The sequence below is a fragment of the Pseudoxanthomonas koreensis genome (assembly GCF_010093225.1).
Taxonomy (GTDB): Bacteria; Pseudomonadota; Gammaproteobacteria; order Xanthomonadales; family Xanthomonadaceae; genus Pseudoxanthomonas; species Pseudoxanthomonas koreensis.
Window position 1 is genome coordinate 83,326 of sequence record NZ_PDWM01000004.1, and the last position, 15,421, is coordinate 98,746.

Consider the following 15,421-nt stretch of genomic DNA (forward strand, 5'->3'; position numbering starts at 1 on the left):
GCAGCCATGTCCCCTGCCCCGCACCTGCGCCAGGTTGCCGTCCTCGGCGCCACCGGCTCGATCGGCGCCTCGGCGCTGGACGTGATCGCGCGCCATCCGCAGCGGATGCGCGCCAGCGTGCTGGCCGCCGGCTGCAAGGTCGACGCCCTGCTACGGCTGTGCGTGGAGCACCGGCCCGACCACGCGGTGATCGCCGACCCGGCCGGCTACGCCGCGCTGCGCGACGGCCTGCGCGAGGCCGGCCTCACCACCGTCGCCCATGCCGGCGACGCGGCGCTGGAGGCGCTGGCCGCGGGCCCGGCATGCGACACCGTGGTCGCCGCGATCGTCGGTGCCGCCGGGCTGGGCTCGACCCTGGCCGCCGCGCGCGCCGGCAAGCGCCTGCTGCTGGCCAACAAGGAATCACTGGTGCTGGCCGGCGAACTGGTGATCGCTGCCGCCCGCTCTTCCGGGGCGGAAATCGTGCCGATCGACAGCGAACACAGCGCGGTGTTCCAGTGCCTGCGTTCGTGCCGCGCCGAAGGCGTGCGCCGGATCGTGCTCACCGCTTCGGGTGGCCCGTTCCGCGGCTGGGACCGCGCGCGCCTGGCCGCGGTGACGCCGGCGCAGGCGGTGGCGCACCCGAAGTGGTCGATGGGGCCGAAGATCTCGGTCGATTCGGCCACGCTGATGAACAAGGGCCTGGAAGTGATCGAGGCCCACCACCTGTTCGGCCTGCCGGCCGACAGGATCGGGGTGATGGTGCACCCGCAGAGCCTGGTCCATGCGCTGGTCGAATACGTCGACGGTTCCACCCTGGCCCAGCTCGGCCTGCCGGACATGCGCACCGCGCTGGCGGTGGGCCTGGGCTGGCCGGAGCGGGTCGACTCGGGCGTGGCCGGGCTGGACCTGCTGGCCCAGGGCCGGCTCGATTTCGAGGCGCCGGACCTGGACGCTTTCCCCTGCCTGCGCCTGGCCGGCGAGGCCATGGCCGCCGGCGGCACCGCGCCCGCGGTGCTCAATGCGGCCAACGAAGAAGCCGTTTCAGCCTTTCTTCAGGGCCGGATCGGTTTCCTAGACATCCCCGCGCTGGTCGAGGACGCCCTCGCCGCACTGCCCGCGGCGCCGGCCGGTTCGCTGCAGGCGCTGCTGGCAGCCGACGCGGACGCGCGCCGACTCACCCGCCAACGGATCGATGCAATGCCCCACGCCGGGACCACGCCCGCATGAGCGCCACCTGCCTGGAGCCCCGCCATGGGTGATTTCTTCGGCTCGGTCTGGTGGCTGGTGGTCAGCCTCGGCCTGCTGGTGACCTTCCACGAGTTCGGCCATTACTGGGTGGCGCGCCGCTGCGGCGTGGACGTGCTGCGCTTCTCGGTCGGCTTCGGCAAGCCGCTGTGGTCGCGCTTCGACCGCCACGGCACCGAGTTCGCGATCGCCGCGATCCCGCTGGGCGGTTACGTGAAGATGCTCGACGAGCGCGAGGCCGACGTGCCGGTCGAGCGCCAGGCGCATGCGTTCAACCGCCAGGGCGTGTGGCGCCGCATCGCGATCGTGGCCGCGGGCCCGGCCGCCAACCTGCTGCTGTGCGTGGCCCTGCTGTGGCTGATGTTCATGGTCGGCCGCCAGGACTACGCGCCGGTGGTCGGCCAGGCCGGCGGGATCGCCGCCGCGGCCGGCTTCCAGCCCGGCGACCGCCTGGTCGAGGTCGACGGACGCCAGGTCGGCACCTGGACCGAGGCGGCGATGGCCCTGGCCGTCCCCGCGCTGGACCGGCGCGACATCGAGGTCCGCGCCGAGGATGCGGCCGGCGGCGAAACCGTGCGCACCCTGCGCCTGTCGCAGCTGCCCGCAGCGCTGGACGAACACCGCATTCCCGAACAGGCCGGGTTCATCTGGCGCTTCCTGCTGGCCCCGGCCCGGATCGACGCGGTCCGCGAGGACGGCGCGGCCGCCGGCGTGCTGCTGCCGGGCGACCTGGTCCTGGCCGTGGACGGCAACCGGATCGATTCGGCCGACCAGGTCGGGCCGCGGGTGCAGGCGCTGGGCGAGCGTGGTGGCCCGGGCATGGTCGAAGTGGAACGCAACGGCGAGCGGCTGGCCCTGGACCTGGCCCCACGCGCCAGCAGCGACCCGCAGCGCGCCGGCCGCTGGGAACTGGGCATCGTCCTCGCCGCGCCGCAGGCGCCGGCCTACGACGCGGTCCAGCGCCACGGCCCGCTGGCGGCCATCCCGATGGCCCTGCGCGAGACCGGCCGCCTGGCCAGCGACTCGCTGGGGATGATGCGGCGGATGCTGACCGGCGAGGCCTCGGTGAAGAACCTGTCCGGCCCGGTCACCATCGCCCGCGCCGCCAACGCCTCGGCCAAGCGCGGCGCCGACTGGTTCCTGTACTTCCTCGCCCTGCTCTCGCTGAGCCTGGCGATCATCAACCTGCTGCCGATCCCGATCTTGGACGGCGGTCACCTGCTGTATTACCTTATCGAGTTGGTCAAAGGCAGCCCATTGAGCGAACGCGCGATGGCTGCCGGCCAGTACCTGGGTCTGGCGTTGCTGGCCGGGCTGATGGGGCTGGCCTTCTACAACGACATTCTGGGCCTGATGCCGCGATGACCGACCGCAATCCCGGATTCCTGCCGCGGTTCCTGCCCGAATACCCGCTTTCCACCGGATGTGACATGACGCGATACCCCGTGCGCCGCCTGCTCGCCCTCGCCCTCGCCGCTTCGCTGAGCCTCCCGGCGATGGCGCAGTCGGTCGAACCGTTCACCGTGCGCGACATCCGCATCGACGGCCTGCAACGGATCGCGGCCGGCACCGTGTTCACCTACCTGCCGGTGGAACGCGGCGAGACCCTGGACCAGGCCGGCGCCGGCGAGACCATCCGCGCGCTGTACAAGACCGGTTTCTTCGAAGACGTGCGCGTGGACCGCCAGGGCGACATCCTGGTGATCACCGTGCAGGAGCGGCCGGCGATCAACCGGCTGACCCTGGAAGGCAACAAGGACATCAAGACCGAGGACCTGACCAAGGGCCTGGCGGACATCGGCCTGGCCGAGGGCGAGACCTTCGACCGCCTCGCCCTGGACCGCGTGGTCCAGGAACTGACCCGGCAGTACAACAACCGCGGCAAGTACAACGTCTCGATCACGCCGACGGTGAGCCAGCTGGACCGCAACCGCGTCGACGTCACGATCACGGTCAAGGAGGGCAAGGCGGCCAAGATCCGCCACGTCAACCTGATCGGCACCGATACCTTCGCCAACGAGGAGATCCTCGACAACTGGGAGTCGCGCGAGAGCAGCTGGCTGTCCTGGTATCGCCGCGACGACCAGTATTCGCGCGAGAAGCTCTCCGGTGACATGGAGAAGCTCAATTCCTGGTACCTGGACCGCGGCTACATCGATTTCAACATCGACTCCACCCAGGTCTCGATCAGCCCCGACAAGCGCGACATGTACCTCACCGCCAGCGTCACCGAAGGCGAGGTGCATACGATTTCCGAGATCAAGGTCACCGGCGACACCGTCCTGCCGCAGGACCAGATCGAGCGCCTGGTCATTCCCCAGGCCGGCGACACCTTCTCCCGCGTGCTGCTGGAACTGTCGTCCGATTCGATCACCAACACCCTGAGCAACATCGGCTACGCCTTTGCCCGCGTGAACCCGGTGCCGACCACCAACCGCGAGGACCGCTCGGTCGCGATCAACCTGCAGGTGATGCCGGGCCCGCGCGTGAACGTGCGCAGGATCGTGTTCAAGGGCAACACCCGCACCTCCGACGAGGTGCTGCGCCGCGAGATGCGCCAGTTCGAGAACGCCTGGTTCTCGCAGGCGGCGGTCGACCGCTCCAAGATCCGCCTGCAGCGCCTGGGCTACTTCGAGACCGTCGAGGTCGAGACCACGCCGGTGCCGGGCACCGCCGACCAGGTCGACGTGGTGTTCAACGTCAAGGAAACCACCTCGGGCAGCTTCGTGTTCGGCCTGGGCTACTCGCAGCTGGCCGGCCTGACCGCCTCGATCCAGCTGTCGCAGAACAACTTCCTCGGCGGCGGCAACCGGGTCTCGGTGGAGGCGCAGCGCAGCGACTACATGCAGCGCTACTCGTTCTCCTACCTCAACCCGTTCTTCACCGACGAAGGCCTGTCGCTCGGCTACAACCTGTGGTGGCGCGAGCTGGACTACTCCGACTTCAACACCGCCCAGTACAACAGCACCAACGCCGCCGCGCAGGCCGTGCTGGGCCTGCCGATCACCGAGACCAGCTCCATCACGATGCTGTTCGGCATCGACAGCAACCAGATCCAGACCTACTCCGGCAGCACACCGCAGGCGATCATCGACTACATCAACGCGATCGGGCAGAACACCTTCCACGCCTGGCGCACCGAACTGGGCTGGGCGCGCGACACCCGCAACGACTATTTCATGCCGACCCGCGGCATGTACCAGCGCGTAGCCCTGGAAACCACCCTGCCCGGCTCGACCGCCGAGTACTACAAGCTCAGCTACGAGTTCTCCAAGTACTGGATGCTGCATCCGGCCTTCGTGCTGCGCACCGGCCTGGACCTGGGCTTCGGCGACAGCTACGGCGACGACGTGGTGCGCAACCTCTGCTACACCCCCGGCACCTACGTGGACAGCGACGGCGATGGCTTCGTGGACACCTACGTGCCCGGCCCGGACCCCAGCGAGCCCTGCCTGCCCACCTCGCCGGACTACGACAAGACCGTCACCGCGACGGGGCTGCCGTTCTTCGAGAACTTCTACGCCGGCGGCACCCGCTCGGTGCGCGGCTTCCGCGACAACACCCTGGGCCCGCGCTCGGAGCCGATCAACGGCTACATCGGCCAGCCGATGGGCGGTTCGCTCAAGACGGTCGGCCAGGTCGAGATGGTGTTCCCGCGCCTGTTCGACAGCAAGGCCGCGCGCGTGTCGGCGTTCGTCGACTTCGGCAACGTGTACGACGGCTGGGACAACTTCGACGCCAACGAACTGCGTGCGTCGGCGGGCGTGGCCCTGCTGTGGCGCGCGCCGGTCGGCCCGATCTCGATCAGCTACGCCTACCCGTTCAAGAAGAAGGACGGCGACGAGATCGAGCGGCTGCAGTTCACCTTCGGCGGCGGCTTCTGAGCCGCCGGCGCACCCTCGCGGGGCGCCGCTCCTGCAGCAAGGCGACGACGGCCCCGGACGGGGCCGTCGTCGTTTCCGGGTACTTCCCGTAGAGCCGGGCGCGACAGGGCAGCGCGGCAACTGCCCTACGAAGCGTCGGCGATGGCGCCGAGCTGGGCGAGGACCGCGGTTGCGTAGCTTCCAGGCGGCAGCGAGAACGACAGCCGCAGCGCGGAGGCATCCAGCCACTCCCATTCCAGTCCCTCCGCCTGCACGCGCAGCGCGCGCCGCTCCTGCTCCAGCCCGGCCCGCTCCAGGCCGTCACGCAGCGCCAGCGATTCCGCGTCGTCCAGCGCGGCCAGTTCCAGCGCGCGGCAGGCGCCTTCGCTGCGCAGGTTGCCGCGGCCCCACAGCGGGCCGCTGGGATGGATGTCGAACGCTTCCAGCCGCTGCGCCAGCGCTTCGCTCCACGGCTCCGGCCCGAACACGCTGCGGCTGCCCGCCAGCATCCAGACCTCGCCTTCCATGCCGCGGTTCCAGCTGCCGTCGGCCACGCGCGCGGCCAGGGCGCGGTTGAACAGTGCCGAGCGCGCCGCCGACAGCAGCATGGCGCGCTGCTCGCGGCCCATGCGCGCGCCGCGCGCGCCCTTCGCGAACATCGCCAACGCCTTGCCGACGTTGCCGCCGCCATGGCCGAAACGCTGTTCGCCGAAGGCATTGGGCACGCCGTGTGCGGCGACCTGCGCCAGCCGCGATTCGATCGCCCCGCGCTGGCCGGTGACCTCGCGCAGCACCAGCACGAAGCGGTTCCCCGCCAGCGCGCCCCGCGACAGCTTGCGCCGGTGCCGCGCCTGCACCAGCACGCGCAGGCCATCGCGCTCGAGCAGCGCCAGGTCCGGCGCCTCGCGGCCGGGCAACTGCACGCTGAAGCGCTGCACGGTGACCGCGTGCCGGTCCTTCTGCCCGGCGAAGCCGACCGCGTGCTCGGCCACGCCGGCCCAGCGCGCGAGTTCGCGGGCGACGAAGCCGGTGTTCATGCCACGCTTCTCGATCGTCAGCAGCAGGTGCTCGCCCTCGCCGCTGGCCTCGAACGCGGGCAGTTCCTCGACGAAGAAGTCTTCCGGTGCCGTCCGGATCCGCGCAGTGAGGACAGCATCGCCGAACGCGCGGGATTCAGGGGAAATATCGGTCATCTCTGCTCCGATGCGGCTTCCGTACAGCGCGGCAAGCCCCGCTCTAGCGGCGGACGATCAACACCGCCGCCTGCGCGGCGATGCCTTCGCCGCGGCCGGTGAAGCCCAGCTTCTCGCTGGTGGTGGCCTTGACGCTGACCGCGTCCAGCGCCACCCCGCAGGCCGCGGCGATGCGTTCGCGCATCAGCGGCGCATGCGGGCCGATCCTCGGCCGCTCGCAGACCACGGTGATGTCGGCATTGCCCAGCTTCCAGCCGCGCTCCGCGGCCAGGGCCACGCAGTGGCGCAGCAGGCCCAGGCTGTCGGCGCCGCGCCAGCGTTCGTCGCTGGGCGGGAAATGCACGCCGATATCACCCAGCGCCAGCGCGCCGAGCAGCGCGTCGCACAGCGCATGCAGCACCACGTCGCCGTCGCTGTGCGCAACCACGCCACGTTCGTGCGGCACGCGCACGCCGCCGAGCATGACGTGGTCGCCTTCGCCGAACACGTGCACGTCGTAGCCCTGGCCGATGCGGAAGGGAGGGAGCTCTGACATGGCGATCCTTGGCTGGAAATGCCCCTATTGTGTAGGAGCCCACTTCAGTGGGCGACCGCCGCGCGCGGGATGGTCCCGGTGGCGCCCGTTCATGCCGGGCGGCCGCCCACTGAAGCGGGCTCCTACAGGCGGCGGGAGAGTTCGAATTCGAAGCGGGCCAGGTCCGCGGGGGTGGTGACCTTGAAGTTGTCCTCGCGGCCTTCGACCAGCAGCGGACGCAGGCCCTGCCGCTCCAGGGCCATCGCTTCGTCGGTGACCTCGATGCCGGCCGCCGCGGCCGCTTCCAGCGCGCGGGTCAACTGCAGGCGGCGGAACAACTGCGGGGTCAGCGCGCGCCACAGGCGTTCGCGCGGCTCGGTGGCGTCGATGCCGCCGTCATCGCCGGCGCGCTTGAGCGTGTCGCGCACCGGCGCGGCCAGGATCGCACCGACCGGGTCGGCGCGGCCGCGTTCCAGCAGCCGCTCCAGGTCGGCCAAGGCCAGGTTCGGCCGCGCCGCGTCGTGGACCAGGACGAAGTCGTCGGCGCGCACCGATTCCGGCAAGGCCGCCAACGCGGCGAGCACCGAACCGGCGCGGCTGTCGCCACCGGTGCAGGTGAGCAGCGGCTTGCCCGCGAACTCGCCCCAGCCCGGCCACCACGGATCGCCGTCGGCCAGCGCCAGCACCGCGCCGGCCACCGCCGGATGCGCCAGCAGCGCCTCCAGGGTGTGCGCCAGCAGCGGACGCCCGCCCACCTGCAGATACTGCTTGGGCAATTCGCCGCCGAAACGGCTGCCGCGGCCGGCGGCCGGTACCACCGCCCAGATCGCGGCCATCAGCCGTGGTTCCCTTCGGTTGCAGGCTCGGGGCCGGTCGTGGTTTCCGGCACGGCCGCGGGCATCGCCGGTGCGGTGGTGGCAGGCGCAGGTGCAGGTAACGGCGTGGCGCGCTGCAAAGGGTCCTCGACCACCCGGTAGAACACCTCGCCCGGCCTGATCATGCCCAGCTCGCTGCGCGCGCGCTCCTCGACCGCGGCCACGCCTTCCTTGAGGTCGCGGACCTCGGCGGCCAGTGCGGCGTTGCGCTCCTCCAGGCCACCGTTCTCGCGGCGCTGGTGTTCGACCTGCGCCTCCAGCGCGGCGACCTCGCCGGCGCTGCCGATGCCGAACCAGAGCCGGTACTGCAGCCATCCCAGCAGCAGCACCAGCCCCAGCAGCACCCAGCGCAGCACGCGCATCGGCGGATTTCCCCGGTCAGCGCTTCAGCGAGACGAACGCATCGCGGCCGGCGTAGCGGGCCGAGGCCCCCAGCGCTTCCTCGATGCGCAGCAGCTGGTTGTACTTGGCCACGCGGTCGCTGCGGCACAGCGAGCCGGTCTTGATCTGGGTCGCGGTGGTGGCGACCGCTATATCCGAGATCGTGGTGTCCTCGGTCTCGCCGGAACGGTGCGAGACAATCGCCGCGTACTTCGCGTGGTGGGCCATGGCGATGGCTTCCAGGGTCTCGGTCAGGGTGCCGATCTGGTTGACCTTGATCAGGATCGCGTTGGCGGTGCCCGAATCGATGCCCTGCTTCAGGATCTTCGGGTTGGTCACGAACAGGTCGTCGCCGACCAGCTGCACCTTCGAACCGATGCGCTCGGTGAGCAGCTTCCAGCCGGCCCAGTCGTCCTCGGCCAGGCCGTCCTCGATGGTGACGATCGGGTACTGCGCGGCCCAGCCGGCGAGGAAGTCGACGAACTGCTCGGACGACAGGCGCTTGCCCTCGCCCACCAGGTGGTACTTGCCGTTGTCGTAGAACTCGCTGGAGGCCACGTCCAGGCCCAGCAGCACGTCCTCGCCGGCGGTGTAGCCGGCCTTGCCGATCGCCTCGAGGATGGTGTCCAGCGCCTCGACATTGCTGCGGAAGTCCGGGGCGAAACCGCCCTCGTCGCCGACCGCCGTGCTCAGGCCGTGGCCCTTCAGCACCGACTTGAGCGAATGGAAGATCTCGGTGCCCGCGCGCAGCGCCTCGGAGAACGAGGCCGCGCCGACCGGCAGGACCATGAACTCCTGGAAGTCGACGTTGTTGTCGGCGTGGGCGCCGCCGTTGATGATGTTCATCATCGGCACCGGCAGCGACACGTCGGACTCGGTGATCGTCGACAGGTACTGCCACAGCGGCTGCTTCTTCGACGCGGCCACGGCATGGGCGTTGGCCAGCGACACGCCGAGCAGGGCGTTGGCGCCGAGGCGGCCCTTGTTCTCCGTGCCGTCGAGGTCGACCAGGCGGCGGTCCAGGCCCTGCTGGTCGGCGGCATCGGAGCCGGCCAGAGCAGTGGCGATCGCACCGTTGACGTTGGCGACCGCGTCCTTGACGCCCTTGCCCAGGTAACGGGTCCTGTCGCCGTCGCGCAGTTCCACCGCCTCCTTGGTGCCGGTCGAGGCGCCGGACGGCACGGCGGCGCGGCCGAAGGAGCCATCGGCCAGGGTGACTTCGGCCTCGAGGGTCGGGTTGCCGCGGCTGTCGAGGATCTCGCGGGCGTGGATCTTGGCGATGCTGGTCATGGGCGGGGCATGCGTGGGGTGGATGGAGTCGGTCCGGAGTTTAACGGAGCCCGGGCAGCCATGCCGAGGAGCAAAAGGGGACGGAGGCAATTAAGCCAGCAGGCTTAATTGCCTCCGTCCCCTTTTGCTCACTTTTGCTCAGGCGCGCGCTTCCTTGAGCAGCTTGCCACCGGCCTTCTTCTCGCGCGCGGCGCGGATGAAGCCGACGAACAGCGGGTGGCCGTCGCGCGGCGTGGACAGGAATTCCGGGTGCGCCTGGCAAGCCAGGTACCACGGGTGCACGGCGCGCGGCAGCTCGACCATCTCCACCAGCAGGTCGTCCATCGACTTGGCCGCGATGACCAGGCCGGCGTCCTCCAGCTGGGTGCGGTAACGGTTGTTGAACTCGTAGCGGTGGCGATGGCGCTCGGCGACCACGTCCTTGCCGTACAGCTCGCGCGCCAGCGTGCCCGGCTTGAGCCGCTGCTCCTGCAGGCCCAGGCGCATGCTGCCGCCCAGGTCCGACTTCTCGTCGCGCTTCTCGATCTCGCCGCTGCTGGTGCGCCACTCGGTGATCAGGCCGATCACCGGATGCTCGCACTGCTTGTCGTTCTCGGTGCTGTTGGCGCCTTCCAGCCCGGCCTTGTGCCGCGCGTACTCGACCACCGCGGCCTGCATGCCGTAGCAGATGCCGAAGTACGGCACGCCATGCTCGCGCGCGTACTGCGCGGCCAGTACCTTGCCCTCGAAGCCACGGTCGCCGAAACCGCCGGGCACCAGGATGCCGTCGACGTCGCCGAGCAGCGCCCCGGCGCCCTCCTCCACGTCCTGCGATTCCAGCCACTTCAGGTTGACCCGCGTGCGCTGGCGCAGGCCGCCGTGCCTGAGCGCCTCGCCCACCGACTTGTAGGCGTCCTTGTGGTCGACGTACTTGCCGACGACGGCGATCGTGACCTCGTCCACCGGGTTCAAGGTCGCGTCGACCGCGGCCTCCCACTCGGACAGGTCGGCCGGACCCGCCACCGGCAGGCGCAGGCGCTCGGCGACCAGCGCGTCCAGGCCCTGCGCATGCAGCTCGATCGGCAGCTTGTAGAGGACATCCACGTCCTCGACCGAGATGACCGCGCGCTCGGGAACGTTGGTGAACAGCGCGATCTTGCGCCGCTCGCCATCCGGCAGCGGCTGCTCGCTGCGGCACAGCAGCACGTCGGGCTGGATGCCGATCGAGCGCAGTTCCTTGACCGAGTGCTGGGTCGGCTTGGTCTTCAGTTCGCCGGCGGCGGCGATGTACGGCACCAGGGTCAGGTGCATGAACAGCGCCTTGTCCGGGCCGCGCTCGGCGCGGATCTGGCGGATCGCCTCCAGGAACGGCAGCGACTCGATGTCGCCGACGGTGCCGCCGATCTCGACCAGGGCCACGTCGTGGCCGGCGGTGGCCTCGTCGATGCAGCGCCTGATCTCGTCGGGGATGTGCGGGATCACCTGCACGGTCGCGCCGAGGTAGTCGCCGCGGCGTTCCTGGCGGATCACGCTCTCGTAGATCCGGCCGGTGGTGACCGAGTTCTTCCGGCTCAGGCGGGTGCGGACGAAGCGCTCGTAATGGCCCAGGTCCAGGTCGGTCTCGGCGCCGTCGTCGGTGACGTACACCTCGCCGTGCTGGAACGGGCTCATGGTGCCCGGGTCGACGTTGATGTAGGGGTCCAGCTTCATCATCGTGACCTTCAGGCCACGCGCTTCGAGGATGGACGCAAGCGAAGCGGCGGCGATGCCCTTGCCTAGCGAGGACACGACGCCGCCGGTAACGAAAATGAGGGGAGTCATTGGCGGGGCTCCGGAAAGCCGGAGTCTACCGGCTCGACCGCCATCGCCCCAGCCGGGGGCCGCCCGTGGCCGCGCCCCCCCGCGGCCCGGGCCGGGAAAACAGGCCCCGGAAAGCCCCCCCGGAGCGGCCTGCCGGGCGTGCCGGCAGGCCAGGTCGCACGGGGCTCAGCGCGGGTCGCGCTGCTCCTCTTCCTCTTCCTTCTGCGGCTTGTCCTTGCCGCGGGTGTCCTGGCCGGCGCGGGCGGCCTCGCGGCGCTTGGCGCGCTCGGCGGCGGCATCGCGCTCGCGCTGCTCCTGCGCCTTGTGCTCGGCCAGCGCGGCCTTCTCCGCGGACTTGCCGGCCCGGGTGTCCTGCGCCAGCAGCGGGGTGGCCACGCCCACGGCCACCAGGGCCGCCACGGCGCTCCACAACAGACGTCGGTTCATGCGTTTGCCTCCTGTCGCGGGCGGAAGGATGAGCCGCGGCTCTCCGCCCTTCTCTACGGCCGGACATGGGGGCAAATACAGGGATTTCGAGCATTTGCATCCCGTTTCCGCGACCTGGCGCCGTTATACGACAGGCCGGCCTGCGCCTCCCTGAACAGGCCTGCGGCGTGCGCCGCGGGGGTGCAAAAAACCGGCCCAGGCCGCACACTTCCGCGTCGCATCCGCGCCCCACGCAAGGTTCCATGAGCAGCCGCTACAACGCCGCCGACATCGAAGTCCTCTCCGGCCTGGACCCGGTCAAGCGCCGCCCGGGCATGTATACCGACACCACCCGGCCGAACCACCTGGCCCAGGAAGTGATCGACAACGCGGTGGACGAGGCGCTGGCCGGGCACGCGCGGGAGATCGAGGTCGTCCTGTTCAAGGACGGCAGCTGCGAGGTCGCCGACGATGGCCGCGGCATGCCGGTGGACATCCACCCCGAGGAGAAGATCCCCGGCGTGGAGCTGATCCTCACCCGCCTGCACGCGGGCGGAAAATTCAACAACCGCAACTACACCTTCTCCGGCGGCCTGCATGGCGTCGGCGTGAGCGTGGTCAACGCGCTGTCCACGCTGGTGGAGGTGCACATCAAGCGCGAGGGCAGCGAGCACCGCATCACCTTCCGCGACGGCGACCGCGCCACCCCGCTGGAAACGGTCGGCACGGTGGGCAAGAAGAACACCGGCACCCGCGTGCGCTTCTGGCCGGACCCGAAGTACTTCGATTCGCCGAAGATCAGCGTGCGCGCCCTGCGCCACCTGCTGCGGGCCAAGGCGGTGCTGTGCCCGGGCCTGACCGTGACCCTGTTCGACGAGGCCAGCGGCGAACGCGACCGCTGGTTCTACGAGGACGGCTTGCGGGATTACCTCAAGGGCGAACTGGCCGGCCGCGAACTGCTGCCACCCGAGCTGTTCACCGGCGCGCTGAAGAAGGACACCGAGGTGGTGGACTGGGCCGTGGCCTGGATCCCCGAGGGCGAGCTGGTCCAGGAGAGCTACGTCAACCTGATCCCGACCGCACAGCACGGCACCCACGTCAACGGCCTTCGCTCGGGCCTGACCGACGCGCTGCGCGAGTTCTGCGACTTCCGCAACCTGCTGCCGCGCGGGGTGAAGCTGGCGCCGGAGGACGTGTGGGACCGCGTCGCCTTCGTGCTGTCGCTGAAGATGACCGACCCGCAGTTCAGCGGCCAGACCAAGGAGCGGCTGAGCTCGCGCCAGGCCGCCGGATTCATCGAGGGCGCCGCGCACGACGCCTTCAGCCTGTGGCTGAACCAGCACGTGGAGCTGGGCGAAAAGATCGCGCAGCTGGCGATCGAGCGCGCCAGCGCGCGGCTGAAGACCGAGAAGCAGGTGGTGCGCAAGAAGGTCACCCAGGGCCCGGCGCTGCCGGGCAAGCTGGCCGACTGCATCAGCCAGGACCTGTCACGCACCGAGCTGTTCCTGGTCGAGGGCGACTCGGCCGGCGGCAGCGCGCGGCAGGCGCGCGACAAGGATTTCCAGGCGATCCTTCCGCTGCGCGGCAAGATCCTCAACACTTGGGAAGTGGCCAGCGGCACCGTGCTGGCCTCCGAGGAAGTGCACAACCTGGCCGTGGCCATCGGTTGCGACCCGGGCAAGGACGACCTCTCCGGGCTGCGCTACGGCAAGGTGATCATCCTCGCCGACGCCGACTCCGACGGACTGCACATCGCCACCCTGCTGGCGGCGCTGTTCCTGCGCCACTTCCCGGCACTGGTCTCGGCCGGCCACGTGTTCGTGGCGATGCCGCCGCTGTTCCGCGTGGACGTGGGCAAGCAGGTGTTCTACGCGCTGGACGAGGAGGAGAAGCGCCTGCTGCTGGAAAAGATCGCGCGCGAAAAGATCCGCGGCCAGGTCAACGTGACCCGCTTCAAGGGCTTGGGCGAGATGAACCCGGAGCAGCTGCGCGAGTCGGCGATCCACCCCGATACGCGCCGGCTGGTGCAGCTGACGGTGGACGACGGCGAGCAGACCCGGGCGCTGATGGACATGCTGCTGGCGAAGAAGCGCGCGGCCGACCGCAAGGCGTGGCTGGAGACGAAGGGCGACCTGGCTTCGCTGGAGGTTTGAGCGTCGCACTTCGACCTGGGCTGGGCCGTAGCGACGGCCCCGGCGGCGGGCACACGACGCCCGCCACCCCTCGACGCACTACCAGGTCGCCGCCAGGCGGAAATCCGCGCGCACGCTGTCCTGGTCGCCCAACACCCGGTCGAAGGCATGGCCCACGTCCAGGCTGTAGGAGAGCCGGCCGGACCAGCGCCCACTCAGGCCCACGCCGGCACCGGTGATGTCCTGGGTGCGCGGATAGTCGCTCTGCACCGAACCGTGGTCCACGAACAGATAGACATCGTGGTTCTGGCGGTAGGGCCGGTGCAGTTCCGCATTGGCGTAGTACCCACGCGGGCCCGCCAGGATGCCGCGCCCGTAGCCACGCACGGTGCCCACACCACCGACCTGGAACAGGTTCCCCGACGGCACGAAATCGCTGGAGCTGTACTGCCAGCCGAGGTTGAGCCGGGTCAGCAGGCCACTGCCGCCCAGCCGCTGCAGCCAGTTGAAGCTGCCGGGGGCGATGGTGAACTTGTCGGTATTGCGCAGCGGCTCGTCGATGTCCACCCGCGACACGGCCTGGGTGAACGACCATTCCGTGCCCGTCGCGCGGTAGCCGGCGCTGAACGCGAGCGTGGCCATGTTGGATTCGGTGCTGGATATCTCCTCGCCGCTTATCTCGGTGCTCGATTCCACCCGCGACAACGAGGCCGCGCCGGCGAGCAGCCATTTCTGCGTCGCCATGAGCGGCTGGCGCAGGTCCAGCGCATACGAGGTCGACTCACCGGTGATGTCCAGGTCGCGGTAGGCACCGTCGATGATGTTGATCTGGTTGCGCGACACGCTGCCCCCGAGCCGTCCGTTGCGCCGGTTGATGATGCCGCTGTAAGCGAGCCGTCCCTCCAGGCCGCCGCGGGCATAGGCCATCGAGCCGGCGAGCAGGTCGCTGATGCCGAGCATGCCCCAGATGTGCCCCTGGGCGCCGATGCGCTCTTGCCCGGTGCTTTCGATGCCCGCGTTGTCGACGAATACGCCGAAGCTGCGCCGGGCCGGCTCCTGCGCCTGCAGCAGGATGTCGGTCTGACCAAGCTCGCTGCCGGGTTGCAGCAGGGCGCGCAGCTGCAGGTCCGTGGTCCGGTTGATGTAGACCAGGTCATCGCGCAGGCCTTCGCTGTCGACCAGTTCACCCGGCTGCTGGTGGATGCGGCGCAGGATGAACGCATCGCCGACATGCTCGTTGCCTGCCACCCGAAGCTCACCCAGGCGGCCTTCGACCAGGTCGACCCGGACCACGCCGCCTTCGATCGCCTGCGCCGCCAGCACCGCCTGGGCGGTGTTGATGCCGCGCGCACGATAGGCGTCGTTCACCGAATGGACCAGCGCAGCCAGGTCGTCCATGCCGACCTCGCGGCCGACATAGGGCGCGGCCAGTGCGTCGAGCTCCGCGGCCGACAGCAGCTCCGACGGACCGAAGATCACTTTCGCCAGCTCGAAGCGCACGGCCTCGGCGTCCGCCGGTGGTGTGGGTGCGGGCGCTTCCCCTGGCTGCAGCGGATCGCCCTCCGGCGCACGCGGCTCCAGGGTCGTGCGCGAATCGTAATAGCTGTCGATCCGCTGCGCCGGCGCCTGCTGGGACACCGGGTCGGGCGGGACCGGCTGCGCCTGCGCCAGCGGTGCGACGATTGCAGCCGCACAGGCGAACCAGCACGCCATTCCCCACCGGCCGGTATTCCCTTCCATT

At 70.1% G+C, this 15,421-nt stretch carries 12 protein-coding genes; 4 read left to right on the forward strand and 8 right to left on the reverse strand.

Annotated features, from left to right (window positions below; all coding sequences use genetic code 11):
- Positions 1-6: 6 nt before the first annotated feature.
- The 3 genes from dxr to bamA all read left to right on the forward strand — a co-directional run bounded on the left by dxr (position 7) and on the right by bamA (position 5,111).
- Entirely contained in the window at positions 7-1,209 is a 1,203-nt protein-coding gene (gene dxr / locus CSC64_RS02450) for a 1-deoxy-D-xylulose-5-phosphate reductoisomerase (RefSeq protein WP_162433747.1), read from the forward strand.
- A 24-nt stretch (positions 1,210-1,233) separates the two neighbouring features.
- Positions 1,234-2,592, forward strand: a complete 1,359-nt coding sequence (rseP, locus tag CSC64_RS02455) for an RIP metalloprotease RseP (protein WP_162433748.1) — start codon at positions 1,234-1,236, stop codon at positions 2,590-2,592.
- Between the two features lie 65 nt (positions 2,593-2,657).
- The gene (bamA, locus tag CSC64_RS02460) at positions 2,658-5,111 is read left to right on the forward strand and encodes an outer membrane protein assembly factor BamA (RefSeq protein ID WP_162433749.1); all 2,454 of its coding nucleotides are present in this window, start codon (positions 2,658-2,660) and stop codon (positions 5,109-5,111) included.
- 125 nt (positions 5,112-5,236) lie between these two features.
- On the opposite strand, the gene truD is transcribed toward bamA, so the two are convergent.
- The 7 genes from truD to CSC64_RS02495 all read right to left on the reverse strand — a co-directional run bounded on the left by truD (position 5,237) and on the right by CSC64_RS02495 (position 11,569).
- Positions 5,237-6,283 (reverse strand): tRNA pseudouridine(13) synthase TruD, encoded by a 1,047-nt coding sequence (gene truD, locus CSC64_RS02465; RefSeq protein WP_162433750.1) that lies wholly within the window; start codon positions 6,281-6,283, stop codon positions 5,237-5,239.
- A 43-nt stretch (positions 6,284-6,326) separates the two neighbouring features.
- Positions 6,327-6,818: a 2-C-methyl-D-erythritol 2,4-cyclodiphosphate synthase gene (ispF, locus tag CSC64_RS02470; protein ID WP_162433751.1), complete on the reverse strand. Its 492-nt coding sequence runs from the start codon at positions 6,816-6,818 to the stop codon at positions 6,327-6,329.
- 122 nt (positions 6,819-6,940) lie between these two features.
- Positions 6,941-7,636: a 2-C-methyl-D-erythritol 4-phosphate cytidylyltransferase gene (ispD, locus tag CSC64_RS02475; RefSeq protein WP_202922300.1), complete on the reverse strand. Its 696-nt coding sequence runs from the start codon at positions 7,634-7,636 to the stop codon at positions 6,941-6,943.
- Entirely contained in the window at positions 7,633-8,034 is a 402-nt protein-coding gene (gene ftsB, locus CSC64_RS02480; protein WP_162433753.1) for a cell division protein FtsB, read from the reverse strand. Before ftsB ends, ispD begins: the two co-directional genes overlap by 4 nt.
- A 16-nt stretch (positions 8,035-8,050) precedes the next feature.
- Positions 8,051-9,343 (reverse strand): phosphopyruvate hydratase, encoded by a 1,293-nt coding sequence (gene eno, locus CSC64_RS02485; protein ID WP_162433754.1) that lies wholly within the window; start codon positions 9,341-9,343, stop codon positions 8,051-8,053.
- A 138-nt stretch (positions 9,344-9,481) separates the two neighbouring features.
- Positions 9,482-11,143: a CTP synthase gene (gene pyrG, locus CSC64_RS02490; RefSeq protein ID WP_162433755.1), complete on the reverse strand. Its 1,662-nt coding sequence runs from the start codon at positions 11,141-11,143 to the stop codon at positions 9,482-9,484.
- A 165-nt stretch (positions 11,144-11,308) separates the two neighbouring features.
- Positions 11,309-11,569 carry a hypothetical protein gene (locus CSC64_RS02495; RefSeq protein ID WP_162433756.1) on the reverse strand — a complete coding sequence of 87 codons (261 nt, stop codon included), beginning with the start codon at positions 11,567-11,569 and terminating at the stop codon, positions 11,309-11,311.
- Positions 11,570-11,811: 242 nt separating this feature from the next.
- Between CSC64_RS02495 and parE the strand changes: the two genes are divergently transcribed.
- A complete protein-coding gene (parE, locus tag CSC64_RS02500) occupies positions 11,812-13,701 on the forward strand; it encodes a DNA topoisomerase IV subunit B (protein ID WP_162433757.1) in 1,890 nt (629 codons plus the stop codon).
- A 78-nt stretch (positions 13,702-13,779) separates the two neighbouring features.
- Here parE and CSC64_RS02505 read toward each other — a convergent pair whose 3' ends face one another.
- On the reverse strand, positions 13,780-15,393 hold the full coding sequence (locus CSC64_RS02505; protein WP_162433758.1) for a ShlB/FhaC/HecB family hemolysin secretion/activation protein: 1,614 nt from the start codon (positions 15,391-15,393) through the stop codon (positions 13,780-13,782).
- Between the last annotated feature and the right edge of the window lie 28 nt (positions 15,394-15,421).

Bases quoted from the DNA above. Each gene is read 5' to 3' on its own strand.
- rseP (WP_162433748.1), top strand. From the start codon at position 1,234: ATGGGTGATTTCTTCGGCTCGGTCTGGTGGCTGGTGGTCAGCCTCGGC.
- pyrG (WP_162433755.1), bottom strand. From the start codon at position 11,143: ATGACTCCCCTCATTTTCGTTACCGGCGGCGTCGTGTCCTCGCTAGGC.
- CSC64_RS02495 (WP_162433756.1), bottom strand. From the start codon at position 11,569: ATGAACCGACGTCTGTTGTGGAGCGCCGTGGCGGCCCTGGTGGCCGTG.
- eno (WP_162433754.1), bottom strand. From the start codon at position 9,343: ATGACCAGCATCGCCAAGATCCACGCCCGCGAGATCCTCGACAGCCGC.
- truD (WP_162433750.1), bottom strand. From the start codon at position 6,283: ATGACCGATATTTCCCCTGAATCCCGCGCGTTCGGCGATGCTGTCCTC.
- ispF (WP_162433751.1), bottom strand. From the start codon at position 6,818: ATGTCAGAGCTCCCTCCCTTCCGCATCGGCCAGGGCTACGACGTGCAC.
- ftsB (WP_162433753.1), bottom strand. From the start codon at position 8,034: ATGCGCGTGCTGCGCTGGGTGCTGCTGGGGCTGGTGCTGCTGCTGGGA.
- bamA (WP_162433749.1), top strand. From the start codon at position 2,658: ATGACGCGATACCCCGTGCGCCGCCTGCTCGCCCTCGCCCTCGCCGCT.
- CSC64_RS02505 (WP_162433758.1), bottom strand. From the start codon at position 15,393: ATGGCGTGCTGGTTCGCCTGTGCGGCTGCAATCGTCGCACCGCTGGCG.
- dxr (WP_162433747.1), top strand. From the start codon at position 7: ATGTCCCCTGCCCCGCACCTGCGCCAGGTTGCCGTCCTCGGCGCCACC.
- parE (WP_162433757.1), top strand. From the start codon at position 11,812: ATGAGCAGCCGCTACAACGCCGCCGACATCGAAGTCCTCTCCGGCCTG.